The sequence below is a fragment of the Halomonas sp. genome, from assembly GCF_034520545.1.
In the GTDB taxonomy this organism is placed as follows: Bacteria; Pseudomonadota; Gammaproteobacteria; order Pseudomonadales; family Halomonadaceae; genus Halomonas.
Map to the genome: position 1 here is coordinate 1092446 of NZ_JAXHNN010000010.1, position 13813 is coordinate 1106258.

15 protein-coding genes and 1 tRNA gene are annotated in these 13813 nt (G+C 64.5%); 5 read left to right on the plus strand and 11 right to left on the minus strand.

Annotation, left to right across the window (positions count from 1 at the left end):
- Nucleotides 1-29: 29 nt before the first annotated feature.
- The 6 genes from U5L98_RS13785 to U5L98_RS13810 form a co-directional block, all read right to left on the minus strand.
- Nucleotides 30-1169: an App1 family protein gene (locus U5L98_RS13785; RefSeq protein ID WP_322558834.1), complete on the minus strand. Its 1140-nt coding sequence runs from the start codon at nt 1167-1169 to the stop codon at nt 30-32.
- 55 nt (nt 1170-1224) lie between these two features.
- Nucleotides 1225-2673 (minus strand): sulfate adenylyltransferase subunit CysN, encoded by a 1449-nt coding sequence (gene cysN, locus U5L98_RS13790; RefSeq protein ID WP_322558835.1) that lies wholly within the window; start codon nt 2671-2673, stop codon nt 1225-1227.
- Complete coding sequence (cysD, locus tag U5L98_RS13795) at nt 2673-3635, minus strand: sulfate adenylyltransferase subunit CysD (RefSeq protein ID WP_322558836.1); 963 nt, start codon at nt 3633-3635, stop codon at nt 2673-2675. Before cysD ends, cysN begins: the two co-directional genes overlap by 1 nt.
- 122 nt (nt 3636-3757) lie before the next feature.
- Entirely contained in the window at nt 3758-4531 is a 774-nt protein-coding gene (locus U5L98_RS13800; RefSeq protein WP_322558837.1) for a phosphodiesterase, read from the minus strand.
- The gene (locus tag U5L98_RS13805) at nt 4531-4977 is read right to left on the minus strand and encodes a DUF1249 domain-containing protein (RefSeq protein ID WP_322558838.1); all 447 of its coding nucleotides are present in this window, start codon (nt 4975-4977) and stop codon (nt 4531-4533) included. The genes U5L98_RS13800 and U5L98_RS13805 overlap by 1 nt, the downstream gene beginning before the upstream one ends.
- A gap of 1 nt (nt 4978) precedes the next feature.
- Nucleotides 4979-5629, minus strand: coding sequence for an NUDIX domain-containing protein (locus tag U5L98_RS13810; RefSeq protein WP_322558839.1), 651 nt, complete (start codon nt 5627-5629; stop codon nt 4979-4981).
- Between the two features lie 158 nt (nt 5630-5787).
- On the opposite strand from U5L98_RS13810, the gene greB reads away from it, so the two are divergent.
- A complete protein-coding gene (gene greB / locus U5L98_RS13815; protein WP_322558840.1) occupies nt 5788-6327 on the plus strand; it encodes a transcription elongation factor GreB in 540 nt (179 codons plus the stop codon).
- Here greB and U5L98_RS13820 read toward each other — a convergent pair whose 3' ends face one another.
- Both U5L98_RS13820 and U5L98_RS13825 read right to left on the minus strand, forming a co-directional pair.
- A complete protein-coding gene (locus tag U5L98_RS13820; protein ID WP_322558841.1) occupies nt 6328-7338 on the minus strand; it encodes a methyltransferase in 1011 nt (336 codons plus the stop codon).
- On the minus strand, nt 7335-8144 hold the full coding sequence (locus U5L98_RS13825) for a methyltransferase domain-containing protein (RefSeq protein ID WP_322558842.1): 810 nt from the start codon (nt 8142-8144) through the stop codon (nt 7335-7337). The genes U5L98_RS13820 and U5L98_RS13825 overlap by 4 nt, the downstream gene beginning before the upstream one ends.
- 130 nt (nt 8145-8274) lie before the next feature.
- Here U5L98_RS13825 and U5L98_RS13830 point away from each other — a divergent pair.
- Nucleotides 8275-8351: transfer RNA gene (locus U5L98_RS13830), tRNA-Arg, on the plus strand.
- Nucleotides 8352-8762: 411 nt separating this feature from the next.
- On the opposite strand, the gene U5L98_RS19055 is transcribed toward U5L98_RS13830, so the two are convergent.
- Together U5L98_RS19055 and U5L98_RS19060 are read right to left on the minus strand one after the other, a co-directional pair.
- On the minus strand, nt 8763-8915 hold the full coding sequence (locus U5L98_RS19055) for a hypothetical protein (protein WP_416208248.1): 153 nt from the start codon (nt 8913-8915) through the stop codon (nt 8763-8765).
- Nucleotides 8878-9144, minus strand: coding sequence for a diguanylate cyclase domain-containing protein (locus U5L98_RS19060; RefSeq protein WP_416208249.1), 267 nt, complete (start codon nt 9142-9144; stop codon nt 8878-8880). Before U5L98_RS19060 ends, U5L98_RS19055 begins: the two co-directional genes overlap by 38 nt.
- Here U5L98_RS19060 and U5L98_RS13840 point away from each other — a divergent pair.
- From U5L98_RS13840 to ligD (U5L98_RS13850), 3 genes are read left to right on the plus strand one after another with little or no spacing between them, the layout of a single operon-like run.
- On the plus strand, nt 9105-9722 hold the full coding sequence (locus tag U5L98_RS13840) for a DNA polymerase ligase N-terminal domain-containing protein (protein ID WP_322558844.1): 618 nt from the start codon (nt 9105-9107) through the stop codon (nt 9720-9722). The genes U5L98_RS19060 and U5L98_RS13840 overlap by 40 nt on opposite strands.
- Nucleotides 9715-10716 carry a non-homologous end-joining DNA ligase gene (gene ligD / locus U5L98_RS13845; protein ID WP_322558845.1) on the plus strand — a complete coding sequence of 334 codons (1002 nt, stop codon included), beginning with the start codon at nt 9715-9717 and terminating at the stop codon, nt 10714-10716. The genes U5L98_RS13840 and ligD (U5L98_RS13845) overlap by 8 nt, the downstream gene beginning before the upstream one ends.
- A complete protein-coding gene (gene ligD / locus U5L98_RS13850; protein ID WP_322558846.1) occupies nt 10713-11600 on the plus strand; it encodes a non-homologous end-joining DNA ligase in 888 nt (295 codons plus the stop codon). Before ligD (U5L98_RS13845) ends, ligD (U5L98_RS13850) begins: the two co-directional genes overlap by 4 nt.
- A gap of 53 nt (nt 11601-11653) precedes the next feature.
- On the opposite strand, the gene U5L98_RS13855 is transcribed toward ligD (U5L98_RS13850), so the two are convergent.
- Complete coding sequence (locus tag U5L98_RS13855) at nt 11654-13678, minus strand: TonB-dependent receptor domain-containing protein (protein WP_322558847.1); 2025 nt, start codon at nt 13676-13678, stop codon at nt 11654-11656.
- Nucleotides 13679-13813: the final 135 nt, after the last annotated feature.

Consider the following 13813-nt stretch of genomic DNA (forward strand, 5'->3'; position numbering starts at 1 on the left):
GGTCTCCTAGGGCGTGATCACGGGACAGATCAAGGCGTGTCTCTGTCTGGCTCCATCACGTCCCGGCGAACGGCTTCCAGGCCGTGGATGGAGATATAGCCCCGCGCATGGGCATGTTCCGCCATCAGCAGACTGTCAGCCGCCAGGATGAGTTCACATCGGGTATGGCGTATCTGGTCCCGCAGCGCCTCGATGGCGCGCTCCCGATCCGGCTTGTCATCCACCCGGCGGATGTAGATCTCCTCGATGCGGCCGGGATGCTCCTCGACGATCCGCTTGTAGACCTCGGGATCGTGCTGGCCACTGTCGCCCACCAGGATGCAGGGTATGCCCTCGAACAGGGCCAGCATGCGGGTGATCACCGCTTGCTTGTGATCCTCCGCCCGGCGCGGCCAGGGATGGCGCAACGACAGGCCCCACTCGCGCAGGAAGAGGATGGGCCCCACGGGGATACGGTTAAGCTGAAAGAAGGTCTCGAGCACCTCGTAGATCGCCCAGGGCCCCCGTGACACATAGAGGATGGGCCGCTGGCCCTGTTCGTCGGCACCGCGATGCAGGGCCTGGTAAAGCGACGCCACTCCCGGGAAGGCCGTGCGGCGGTGGGGCTTCTCGACGAAGAGCCGGTAGAGCATGCCGAGCTTGTGGGCGACACCGGTGTACATCACCGTATCGTCGATGTCGCTTATCACCAGCAGGTCTGTCTCCGGCACGGGGATGAAGACCTCGGTCGTGGTGCGTACCGGCGTCTCCTTCCTGGCCCTCACCTGTAGGTCGGCATGGTGCCAGCACTCTTCCTTTGGCAGATTACCGCTGAGCGGCAGCTGAATATGGAAGTAGCCGTCGTGATCCGTAGTGACGGTGGCACTGTCCTCCCCCAGGCGCACCTCGACAGTGGCATTGGCCTGTCCGCGACGCGTGATGCGGCGAACCACGTCAGCCAGGTCACGAAGTATGCCCCGCCGAGGGATCACCCGGCCGAGCCCCACCTGGCGGTAGACCCGCCCCATGAGAAAGACCCTCTCCCGTGAGCCGTAGCCCCGGTAGGGGTGCACCACTAGTCCACCATGGCCATGATCGCGTTTCATCGGCTTGGCGAGGGTATACACCAACCGCCTCATGAAGCTGGTGACATGGCGTATCGCCACCCTCAGGCGTGACAAGGGAGACATCCGCTTCCTCCAGGCCCCTCGCCCCCCGCTGCAGCAGGCGACCTGGGCCTCCGATTCATTTCACTCGACCCAACAGCTCGCGCATGTCCTTCGCCTCCCAGTGCGGAAAGTACTTGCGCACCAGGGCGTTGAGCTCCAGCTCGAAGCCGGCCCAGTCCACCTCCCCTGAATGGCGGTCTCCTGAGCGAGCGACGCCGCGGACCATTCCCGCCCCCACTGTGACATTGGTAAGTCGGTCGATGACGATAAAGCTACCCGTGCCCGGGCTGGTGGCGTAGTCATCCAGAGGTACCTCGGCGGTCAGTTCGACCCGGCAGCGAGCGATGGCATTGAGCTCGAGGCGTTCTGCCGGGAGGCGCTCCAGGCTGTTGACGTCCACCTGATGGAGGATCTCGCCGACCTGCCCCGAAACGGAGCGCCCGGCCAGGCGGATATCGACCTGGCGCCCGGGGGCGAGTGGCTCGTCATGCATCCAGACGATATCGGCCTCGAAGGCATCGGCCATGGCCACCTCAGCATCTGCGGCAACGATCCAGTCGCCCCGGGAGATGTCGATCTCGTCCTCCAGCGTCACGGTGATCGCCTGGCCCGGCCAGGCGGCTTCCAGGTCGCCGTCGAAGGTGACGATGCGCGCCACCGTCGAGGTCCGGCCGGAGGGCAATACCTTGATCGCCTGACCTGGGCGCAGGATGCCAGCCTCAAGGGTGCCAGCATAGCCGCGAAAGTCCAGGTCGGGGCGGTTGACATATTGCACCGGCAAACGCAGGTCGGTCAGATTGCGATCGCGGCTGACCTCGATGCCCTCCAGCAGCTCGAGCAGAGGCGGGCCGGGTTCTCCATCGGCAGAGTACCAGTGTGTGCGCTCACTGCGGTTGACGACGTTGTCGCCCTCGAGCGCCGAGAGTGGCACGAAGTGGATGTCCGGTGCGGAAAGCTGCTCGGCGAAGGCCAGGTAGTCGGCGACGATCTCGTCGAAGCGCGCTTGGTCGAAGTCCACCAGGTCCATCTTGTTGACCGCGATCACCAGGTGCTGGATGCCAAGCAGGTCGGCGATAAAGCTGTGTCGTCTGGTTTGCGTTTGAACGCCATACCGCGCGTCGATCAGGATGATCGCCAGGCTCGCCGTGGAGGCGCCGGTCGCCATGTTGCGGGTGTACTGCTCGTGGCCCGGGGTGTCGGCGATGATGAACTTGCGCTTGTCGGTGGAGAAGAAGCGGTAGGCCACATCGATGGTGATGCCCTGCTCCCGCTCGGACTGCAGGCCGTCGACCAGCAGCGCCAGGTCCACCGTCTCGCCGGTGGTTCCGCTCTTCTTCGAGGCCTGGGTGATCGCCGCCAGCTGGTCGTCGAAGATCATCTTTGAGTCGTGCAGGAGCCGACCGATCAGGGTCGACTTGCCGTCATCGACGCTGCCGCAGGTGATGAAGCGCAGCAGGTCCTTATTCTCGTGCTCGTGCAGATACTGCTCGATGTTGTCGGCGATCAGGGTCGATTGGTGTGACATCAGAAATAGCCCTCGCGCTTCTTCTTTTCCATTGAGCCGGCCTGGTCGTGATCGATGGCGCGGCCGCTGCGCTCGCTGGTCCGCGTCAGCAGCATCTCCTGGATGATCTCCGGCAGGGTGTCCGCCCGTGACTCAACCGCGCCAGTCAGCGGATAGCAGCCCAGGGTGCGGAAGCGAACCCACTTGTCCTCGGGGACTTCACCTTCGGCCAGCGGCATGCGCTCGTCATCGACCATGATCAGCATCCCATCACGCTCGACCACCGGCCGCGGTGCGGCGTAGTAGAGTGGCACGATGGGGATGCCCTCGAGGTAGATGTACTGCCAGATATCCAGCTCGGTCCAGTTGGAGAGCGGGAAGGCGCGGATCGATTCACCCTTGTTGATCCTGGCGTTGTAGAGGTTCCACAGTTCAGGTCGCTGGTTCTTGGGGTCCCAGCGGTGATGCTTGTCACGGAAGGAGAACACACGCTCCTTGGCGCGGCTGGCCTCCTCGTCGCGGCGCGCCCCGCCGAAGGCGGCGTCGAAGCCATACTTGTCCAGCGCCTGCTTCAGGGCGGCGGTCTTCATCACATCGGTATAGCCGCTCGAGCCATGCTCGAAGGGGTTGATGCCGGCGGCACGCCCCTCCTCGTTGATGTGCTCGATCAGCTCCATGCCGGAGTCCGCTGCCATGCGATCGCGGAACTCGATCATCTCGCGGAACTTCCAGGTGGTATTGATGTGCATCAGCGGGAAAGGCGGCGGCCCGGGGTAGAAGGCCTTACGCGCCAGGTGCAGCATCACCGAGGAGTCCTTGCCGATGGAATAGAGCATCACCGGATTGTCGAACTCCGCGGCCACCTCACGGATGATGTGGATCGACTCGGCCTCGAGCTGCTGGAGATGGGTCTGCCTCTCTGGCGACGTAGCCAGAGCGGCCTCGACGGCGCTCTCGCGTGACGGTGCGTTAAGACTGCTCATGGCCCGGCTACCTCGCATGACGTTTGGCGGGTGTAATAATGCGAGACAGCGTAACGCCGGACCGATAATAACCCAAAAGAATTAATAACTATCTTTTTATACCCATATCAACAATCCGTCCATCACGGGTCGATGCGCTTAATCCAGGTCTCCAACTCCCCCTCGCTGAGCTCGATGAGGCGATAGCCGGGACGCGCAGCCTCATCGAGGGCGAAGGTCGACGAGCCAGGCAGGAAGGGATCGACGGTGGAGGGGCAGCCGTAGGCCGACACCTCGCGATCAACCAGGACCTGGACGCCATGAAAAGCTTGGTGGACATGGCCGAAGAATACCGCCTTGACCTGACGGTGGGGTGCGACAACACGCCAGAAGGCCTCGCCATCGGCCAGTCCGATCTCGTCGAGCCACGCCGAGCCGACGGGCAGCGGCGGATGATGCATCGCCAGCAGGGTCGGCCGGTCATCGGCAGCAAGACGAGTCGCCAACTCGCCCAAAGCCTTCTCGCCCAACTCGCCGTGGGGCTGGCCACTGACATGGGTATCCAGCTGCAGCACCCGCCAGCGACCCAGGTCCAACTCGTCGTAAAGCTCGCGACACTCTTCCATCAGCGCCGGCTGGTCGTGGTTGCCAGGCAGCCAGTACCAAGGGGCGTCGAGGCGGGACAGCGCTTGCTCCGCCAGCCGGTAGGAGGCCGCCGTTTCGTCCTGGCTGATATCACCGGTGACAAGCACCAGTTCCGGCCGCTGCCGGTTCACCGCATCCACCACGGCCTCAAGCTGGCGCAGCGGGAAGCCCGCCCGGGCGCGGACCGCGGAGTCGGCCTTGAGGTGGAAATCGGTGATCTGGGCCAGTCGCATCGGCTCGGCGTCCTTCATCATCAGGGCTGCTTTCTTCATCAGGGCAGCTGGGGCAAGTCCAGGGAGTGGCCATGAGCCAGGCCATGGTCCAGCCACTCGCCGAGAAATCGGTTGAGCTGCAGTTTTTCGTCGGGCTGGTGCATGCGCGAGTTGGGATAGCGGTAGCGGCCGTCGAAGTGACGCTGGCGCTGGAAGTCGGTGACCTCGGCCATGCGTACATCGTGATAGAGGTGCACCCGCATGCGCGGGGTCTCGATCAGCGAATCGAGGATGCCGCGCTGGGAAACCCGTACGATACTGGTATAGGGGGCACGCTCCTGGAGCTTGAGGCACAGTTCACCCACGCGCCGGCCATGAGTGACCAGCTCGACCTCGCGGGTCTCGCCGACCTCCAGATCGCCCAGCAGCCGGGTCAGCCGGATGAAGTTGGCGGTACACTCGCCCTGTAGTGTCTTCAGGTCGGTGACATAGGCGTTTCTCGGCACGCTACCTCCTCGCTCGCAACGATGCGCGTTCACCGACCAGCCAGTAAAAGCCGATCAGGCTCATGGCATTGTCGAGTCGACCGGCCTGCAGCAATTCCCAGGCTCGGGTAAACGGTAGCACATGAACGCGGATGTCCTCGTGTTCCTCGTCGAGCCCGTGCACCCCGCCGAGACCACGGCTGTCAACCAGGCCACAGAACAGAGTAACCCGCTCGTCGCAGGCCCCGGGGCTTGGATAGTAGGTATGCAACTCGATCAGCTCGCCCACTTCGCAGCCGGCCTCCTCCAGGGTCTCGCGGCGCGCCACCTCGGCGACACTCTCGCCGGCCTTGACCAGCCCGGCCACCACTTCCACTTTCCAGGGAGAGTCGGGGTCATCGAGGGCACCGGGTCGAAACTGTTCGATCAGCACCACATTGTCACGCTCCACATCGTAGAGCAGCACCCCCACGGCATCGTGCCGGTGATGCACCTCGCGCACCACCCTGCCGCTCCAGCCGCCCTCGAAGAGGCGATGACGCAGATGCAGCTCCTCCAGCCGGAAGAAGCCCTGGTGCAGGCAGCGACGCTCGGCAAGGTCCACGTCGGCGGCCGTGAAGGGCGCCGAGAGGGTCAGATCCTGATCGTCTGCGGGCGGGCGTTTCTCGCTCATGCCAGTCTCCGGATCGCAAAATATTTCATTATCGTGGCCCTGCCAGCGAATGCCAACCGCGTTCAAGCTTACGCCAGCTTGCCCAGCTGTGAACCGGCTTGGCTACACGGCTTACTTGGCGTATGTTCGCCGCCAGATACCGGAGTGCGAGAAACCCCATGAAAGGTCGCAACATGACGCGCTGGCGGGACCCGGCCAAGGATCCGCGCCAGGAACCCAAGAGCAACCTGATCACTGTAGAAGGGGCCGAGCGGCTGCGGGGCATTCTTGACCATCTCTCGCGGATCAAGCGCCCTGCCCTCTCGACCAAGGTAGGTGAGGCGGCGGCGCTGGGCGACCGCAGCGAGAATGCCGACTACACCTACAACAAGAAGGAGCTCAATCGGGTCATCGCCCGCATCCGTTACCTGACCAATCGACTCGACGAGCTCACGGTGGTGGACCGCCTTCCGGCGGATACCGGCAAGGTCTTCTTCGGCGCTTTCGTCACGCTGGAAGATGAGGAAGGCGAGGAGTTGCGCATCCGCCTTGTTGGTCACGACGAGACCGATACCACGAAGCGCTGGATCAGCGTGGATGCCCCGCTGGCGAAGGCCCTGCTCGGCAGGGCACTGGACGACGAGGTGACGGTGGCCGCCCCGGGCGGCGAGACCACCTACGTGATCACCGACATCGCCTATCGCGGCCCGCAGTCCTGATCAGGCCTTCACCGCCCGATAGACCCGAAACCGCCGGTCGTCGGCCAGCACCTCGAAACCACCGAACGCACGCTCCAGCAGATCCGGATAGGGCAGGAAGGCATTGGCCACCAGCAGCAGCTGACCGCCGGGTCGCAGATGATCCGGCGCCTCGAGGATCAGCCGCCCCGCCGGGCCATAGTCGATCGCCCGCTCCTGGTGGAAGGGCGGATTACTGACGATGGCATCGAAGCGCCGAGCCCCCAGCGCCGAGTAGACGTCGCTTGCCAAGACCTCGCCCTCGAGGCCGTTGGCCGCCAGGGTGCGCCGGGTCGCCTCCACCGCGAATTGGCCCACATCCACCGCCGTGACCCGCGCCCCGCGCCGGGCCAGCCAGGCCGCCAGGATACCGTCGCCGCAGCCCATATCGAGGACGTCACCTGCCGTCGCAGGAAGAACAGCGGGCAGCGTCTCCAGCATCAGCCGGGTGCCGTCGTCCAGCTTGCCGTGGCCGAACACCCCGGGATGGCTGACCAGACGCAGACTCTCGCCTCCCAGATCGGCCTCGAAGGCGGTCCAGACGGCGTTCGGATCGATGCCCACCCGGTCTAGACGGGTCTCATAGAGACCGCAGCGCCGGGCGCTGTCCAGCTTGCGACAGCCCAGCCCCAGGGCCGCCAGGGCCTTGAGGACCCGCTTGATGCCGCCATGATTCTCTCCCACCAGCTGCAGTGGGGTGCCCGGCGGCAGATGGGCACAGAGCCACAGCAGCCACCATTCGCCCAGGGCGTGGCTCTTGGGCCAGAACAGCACCGCCCCCCGGGGGGCCAGGTCGACGCCATCGAAGGGTGAGTGCGCCGTCAGCCCACGGGTTCGCCACGTCGTGAGAAGGGCCTGGTCGGCGGAGAGCAAACTCCCCTCACTCTCACCCTCCTCCAGCCAGGAATCCCGCGGCGGAGCCACCCACAGCCAGCCTCGGTAGTCGGCGTCCTGTCGTGCCAGCAGCTGGCAGACGGGGGTCTCGGGACTCATGCGGTGGCCTCTTCGGAGGAGCGTATGGGGCGCTCCAAGGTATAGAGCAAGTAGCGGCCCAGCCGCCAATGGGGATCGACGCGGCAGTAGCGCTGCTCCAGCGCCAGCAATTGCTCGCGGTCGGCATCGCTCTCCGGGGGTCGGCGCAGGTAGTCGGCAAAGACCCGGATGCCCGCTACTTCCCGGATCGCGAGGCCATTCTCGCCGCTCCAGGCCTCGATCTGGCCATGGGTCAGCGGCGAGATCGGCGTCAACCGCTTGCGCAGCCCCTTGCCCTCGAGCCGGTCGGCCAGGGCCTTCTCCAGGTTGCCCTTGACCACGTTGGACAGCCTCAGCGCATCGCGATTGAACACCATCAGCGAGAGCTGTCCACCCGGCGCCAGCAGATTGGCCAGGGTGGCCAGGGCCCGGCGCGGATCCGCCAGCCACTCCAGCACGGCATGACAGACGATCAGCGGCCAGGGGCCTGGTGCCATCTCGGGCAACGCCTGAAGCGGCGCCTGCAGCGGGCTTACATCATGGCCTGCCAGCTGCTCCCGCGCCCGAGCCAGCATGTCTCCGGCGGGCTCGGCCAGGGTCACGGCGTGTCCACGCGCGGCGAACCATTCAGCCTGCTGACCCAGGCCGCCACCCACGTCGAGCAGTGGCTGACCATGGAGGTCGAGCATCTCGGGTAGCAGGTGATCGAGCAGCGCCAGCCGCAGCTCGCCGCGGGCCCCACCATAGAGGCTCGAAGCGAACTTGTCGGCCAGGCCGTCGAAATGGCGGTCACCAGCCGGCGAGAGAGGGGAAGCGGATTCAGACATGCCGGCCACCGGTCACGGATTTGCCGCGCATTCTACCCGGGAATCACGCCAGACTCATGGCCCGCGACAGGGCCGTGGCTCGCTACGGGTTTATCTCGGCGGTTCAGGCGCTTATACTTCGCTCCGTCGCGCCCCCATAGCTCAGCTGGATAGAGCGTCCCCCTCCTAAGGGGAAGGTCCCAGGTTCGAATCCTGGTGGGGGCACCAAGAAAATCAATGAGTTGTCTGCATCTCTCGCCTCTCCAGCACCCTCAAAATCGCTTCCGCCCCCTAGCTCGCCCCCTAGTTTTAGTAGCACTGCCTGTTATCCAGCTTGTCTTTTAGTCAACTCTCAGGCCAGTAGCAGGTTAACGGAACGAGTATTTCATTCCACTCCTTCCGACACACCTTTGCCGAAGCGGCCCGGCGCGGGAAGATGCCAGGAGGCGAGACCATCCGTGACGACGACATCAGTTGGATACTCGGCCATGCCAATGGTCCGATGACGTCCCGATATGGCCGTGGACAAGACTTGGCATATTTACGCGACATAATCGAAGGGGTGGCCTACCCCGAGGTTGAATCAACGATGTCGGAACACGTCGTTATGACGAACCTGATCGCGAAGATAAAGGCCTCTCAAGAGTAATGACGGGCGCTGGCGACTAACTCCTTGGCCAGATCCTCATCATGACAGTGATCGGCAACGTCACCGATGGTGACAATACCCACAAGATCCTTGTCGGTAGCATTGTTAAGCACCAGCAGCCGCTGCACCTGCTGTTGCTGCATATTCTTGAGAACAGCAGTCAGGTCTTCGTCTTCGGAGGTGTTCGGTGAAGCGCACGATGCTCTCGTCTCCGGCCTGGTGGTCGAGTATAGCGTTGGCCGCCTTGAAATGATCCCGGTCGATCAGCACCAGAGCAGCCTGAGAACCAGTGGAACACCACCTCGACGCGCCAGGGAACAACAAAGGCCCTCGTGCTCGCTTTACCAAAAAAACGTCATCCCTTTTTGCCACCAGCGCCAGCGCCTATAGTCAAGAGAGAGCGCGACATCGAACCCGAAGGCGAGGAAGGCAAGGTGGGCAAGCAACGTACGTTCGTCATCCACAAGCACGACGCCAGCCAGCTGCATTACGACTTTCGCCTGCGCATCGGTGATGCCCTGGCCTCCTGGGCCGTGCCGAAGGGCCTCTCCACCGCCGCCAACGAAAAGCGGCTGGCGATCCGGGTGGAGGACCATCCGCTCGACTACGCCGACTTCGAGGGCGTCCTTCCCGAAGGCCAGTACGGCGCCGGCACAGTGATGGTCTGGGATCGGGGAACCTACGAGCCGCTTCTCGATGATGACAAGCAGAGCATGGAGGACGCTCGCGAGAGCGGCGCGCTCAAGTTCGCGCTCGACGGCGAGAAGCTCAAGGGCGGCTACGCCATGGCGCGCACGGGCACGCGCGAGGGCAAGGAGCAGTGGGTGATCTTCAAGCTGGACGACGAGCACGCCGATGCACGCCGCAAGCCGACGAGCACCGAGCCGGACTCGGTAAAGACAGGCCGCTCGCTGGAGGAGATCGCGTCGGAGGAGGACGAAGATGCATGACGCCCTGGCGGCGCTTCCCGAGGAGGCGCGTTCGAGGCTGAAGAAGGCGCCGCAACCCGGCTTCGTCGAGCCGATGAAGGCGACCCTGGTACACGCACCTTTTTCCGACCCCGACTGGATCTTCGAGCGCAAGCTGGACGGCGAGCGCTGCCTGCTGCACAAGAAGGGGCGCACGGTGACGCTCTACTCGCGGAACGAGAAGAAGAAAAACGCCACCTACCCCGAGATCGCGGACGCCGTGGGCAGGCTCGACGCCAGCTGCATCCTCGATTCGGAGATCGTGACCTTCGACGGCAGGGTGACGAGTTTCAAGCGGCTGCAGCAACGCATCCACAGAAAGGATCCCGGTGGGGAGATGCTCAGGGAGTGCCCTGTCTACGGCTACGTCTTTGATATCCTCTATCTCGACGGCTACGACCTGACCGACCTTTCCCTGCGTGAGCGCAAGAAGGTCCTGCACAGGGCCATCAAGGGCGAGGATCCGTTACGTCTTCTGCCCCATCGTAACGAGGAGGGAGAGGCCTACCTCCAGGAGGCATCGCAAAAGGGCTGGGAGGGCTTGATCGCCAAGGATGCCCACTCCGGCTACGTGCACAAGCGCTCGCGCAAGTGGCTGAAGTTCAAGTGCGGGCACCGGCAGGAAATGGTGATCGCCGGCTACACCGAGCCAAAGGGCGAACGGGTCGGCTTCGGCGCGCTGCTGCTCGGCTACTACGAGGACGGCAAGCTGTGCTACGCAGGCCGCGTGGGCACCGGCTTCGACGAAGCGTTTCTGAAGGACTTCCACGCGGCGATGCAGCGCAAGGAGCGCAAGACCTCGCCCTACGCCGATGACGTAGCGGAAGAGGAGGCCATCCACTGGATCGAGCCGATCTTCGTCGCCGAGGTGGGCTTCACGGAGTGGACGCAGGCGGGCCGCCTTCGGCATCCGCGCTTCCTCGGCCTGCGCGACGACAAGGCACCGGAAGAGGTCAGGAAGGAGAGCGCCCGATGACGCCCGACGAGATCGAGATATCCCACCCCGACAAGGTACTGTTTCCCGCCGCAGGCATCACCAAGCGCGACCTCGCCGACTATTATGCGCGCATTGCTCCGCGGCTGCTGCCCTATGCCAAGGGCCGCCCGTTGACGCTGCGCGTGTTTCCAGAGGGCATCGAGGAAGCGGGGTTTTTCAACAAGAACGCGCCCGATCATTTCCCTGACTTCATCACGCGTATTAAGGTACCTACCCGCGAAGCCGGCCGGGAGGCCGCCCTCATGTCCAGCGCCGACGAGGCGGCGGACCTGGTGTACTTCGCCGGACAGAACGTGATCGAGCTTCATGCGGCGCTCTCGACGCAGGCGGATATGGAAAACCCCGACCAGATCATTGTCGACTTCGACCCCTCCGATGACGATTTCGACAAGGTGCGCAAGGTCGCGCTGACGTTCAACGCGCTGCTGGAAGAGAGGGAACTCCCTGGATTCTGGAAGACCACGGGCTCGTCGGGCCTGCATGCCCATCTCCCCCTTCGTCCCGAACGCCCCTTCGCCACGGTCAAGGCGTGGGCGACCACACTCGCTCGCAGGCTTTACGACGAGATGCCCGAGGAGACCACGCTGGAACAGCGCAAGGACAAGCGCGGCAACAAGGTCTTCATCGACGTGCTGCGCAACGACTACGGACAGACGGCGGTCCTGCCGTACTCGGTGCGCGCCAGGAAAGGCGCCCCGGTCGCGATGCCGATCCGCGCCGACGAACTGGAACACGCCGACCTGACGCCGGACCGCTATACCCTCAAGAACGCCTTCCAGCGCCTCGCCCAGATCGAGGATCCCTGGCAAGGTTTCGCGCGCCGACGCATCGGGGCGCAGCGGCTGGCGGAGGCGGTCAGCTGAGGAGAGTCGTGCTTTCCTGCTGACTGGGCACGCCTGCCAGCAACGCCACCAGCCTAGAAGGTATAGTCCACACCCACCCAGAGGCTGCGGCCGGGCTCGTTCAGCGGCAGGGCCAGGCTCTCCGGGTCCTCTGACAGGAAGGGGTCGCCGGCGCTGCGGTTGCGGTTGAGGAAGTCGCTATAGGTCTTGTCGAGCAGGTTGCTGATGCCGGCGCGCAGCGTCATGGCCTGCCAGTGCCAGGCCGCCTCGGCATCCAGCACCACGTAGCCCGAGGTGGCCACCTCGTCCGGTCCCAGGCGGTCCTGGGCGTCGGAGAAGCGCGCGGTGAGGCCGGCCTCCCAGGCCTTGCGCACATGGAACTGCGAGAGCCGGCCGCGCAGCGGCGCGATATCGGCCAGAGCCCCGCCGTCGTCCAGGTTGTCGCCGCGCACCCAGCTCAACTGGCCGCGCGTCTCCCAGTGCCCGGCCCAGCGCAGGTGACCGGAGAGCTCCATGCCATAGAGGGTGGCGTCAATATTGCGGTAGGTACTTACCCCATTTGTGCGGTTGTCACGATAAATATAGTCGTCAACCCGATCGGCAAAGATTGCTACCTCGAAACCGGCATCTTCAAGCCGACGCTCGATGCCCAGGTCCAGCTGATGATGCACCTCAGGGTCGAGGCGGGGGTTGCCCACCCAGTCGCCCTTGGCGAAATAGCGTTCAGTCGCGTCGGCATCGCGTTCGGCACGGCTCAGGCTGGCGTAGAGGGTGTCGGTGTCGTTGAGGCGCTGCTCGCCGCGCAGGAAACCGCCCACCAGCCAGGCATCATGATCCAGATCGCCCGCCACGCCATATTCGCGGCGGTAGAGATCGGCCGCCACCACGCCGGTATCGCTGGCCTGGTCGGCGGCATCGGCGCTGGCCTCGGAATAGTCAACGCGCAGGCCACCGCTCAGGGTGGTGCGCTCGCCCAGGTAGTGGTCCAACTCGGCGAACACCCCGGATTGACGGGTGGTCACGTCGGGCCAGGAGAGGAAGGCCACCTTGTCGGCGGTGTCGTTGATGATCCGCGCGTCGCGGGCATTCTGGAGCACGTTGATCCCGACCCGCAGGTCGCTGTCGGCCAACTGCTGCACGGCCATGCTCTTCCAGGTGAGGGTGTCGGACTCGGTGGGCGAGCGCATCTTCATGGGCATCCCCTTCTTCACGGGCGGCTCTCGCAGCGAATAGTTATCCATCACATGATCGATGGCGGTGAACTGCAGGCGGTTCTCCATCCGCAGGGTGTCGGAGAAGGCGTGGTCGAGGCGGGCCCGAACGGTATCGTTGTCGCTCTGGGGGGAGTCCATGCCGGCCCCGGCGAACTTGACGTCGCGTTCCCGCACGCCCTCATAGCCAACTGCCACCTCGGTGTCGGCCGTAGGCGTGAAGCCCAGGGTGAGGCCACCGCTAGTGGTCTCGAAGCCACTGTGAATGCGCCGGCCGTCGCCATCTTCGTAGTCGTTGGCCTGCTGGCGCTCGCCGAACAGCCGCCAGTAGCCGTTCTCGTTGCCGGCCACCAGGTGGGCGTAGAGACCGGCCCGCTCGCCGTTGTCGTCGAAGCTCGCCCCCACGCTGCCCTGCTGCTGCACGTCGCGGCCCTCGAAGTCCGGCACGGTGCGCTCGAACAGCACGGTGCCGCCGCTGCCGCCAGCCCCATGCTGCAGGGTCGTCACGCCCTTGCTCACCGTCACCCGGTCGAAGCTGTGCAGCGGTGCATAGGCGGTGGGTGGATCCATGCGGTTGGGACAGCCGCCAAAGACGTAGCCACCGTCCACCAGGATATTCAGCGCATTGCCCTGCTGGCCGCGAATCACCGGATCGAGGCCGTGACCGCCCATGCGGATCGCCTCGATACCGTTGATGCGGCGCAGCCACTCGCCGGCATCGGCCGCCGGCGCCGGCGACTGCCGGGGGAAGAGCGAGAGCTCACCGGGCACGGTGGCCCTACCCTCGATGATCATGGTGGCGAGGGTCTCGGTCTCGGCGTGGGCGGCACCGCCCCAGGCGGCGATGCAGGCCATCATCGTCAGGCGGCGGAGAAGTGGCGTGGTCATGGTCCCGTACTCTCTGGAATTTATTTATAAGGCACGGGAATATTAAGTCGTGATGAAATGACCGGGAATGGGTCAGGATGCCGCATGAGCCACCCGGTGAAATGCGAGATGCCCAGGCCCTGCTGGACGATGTGA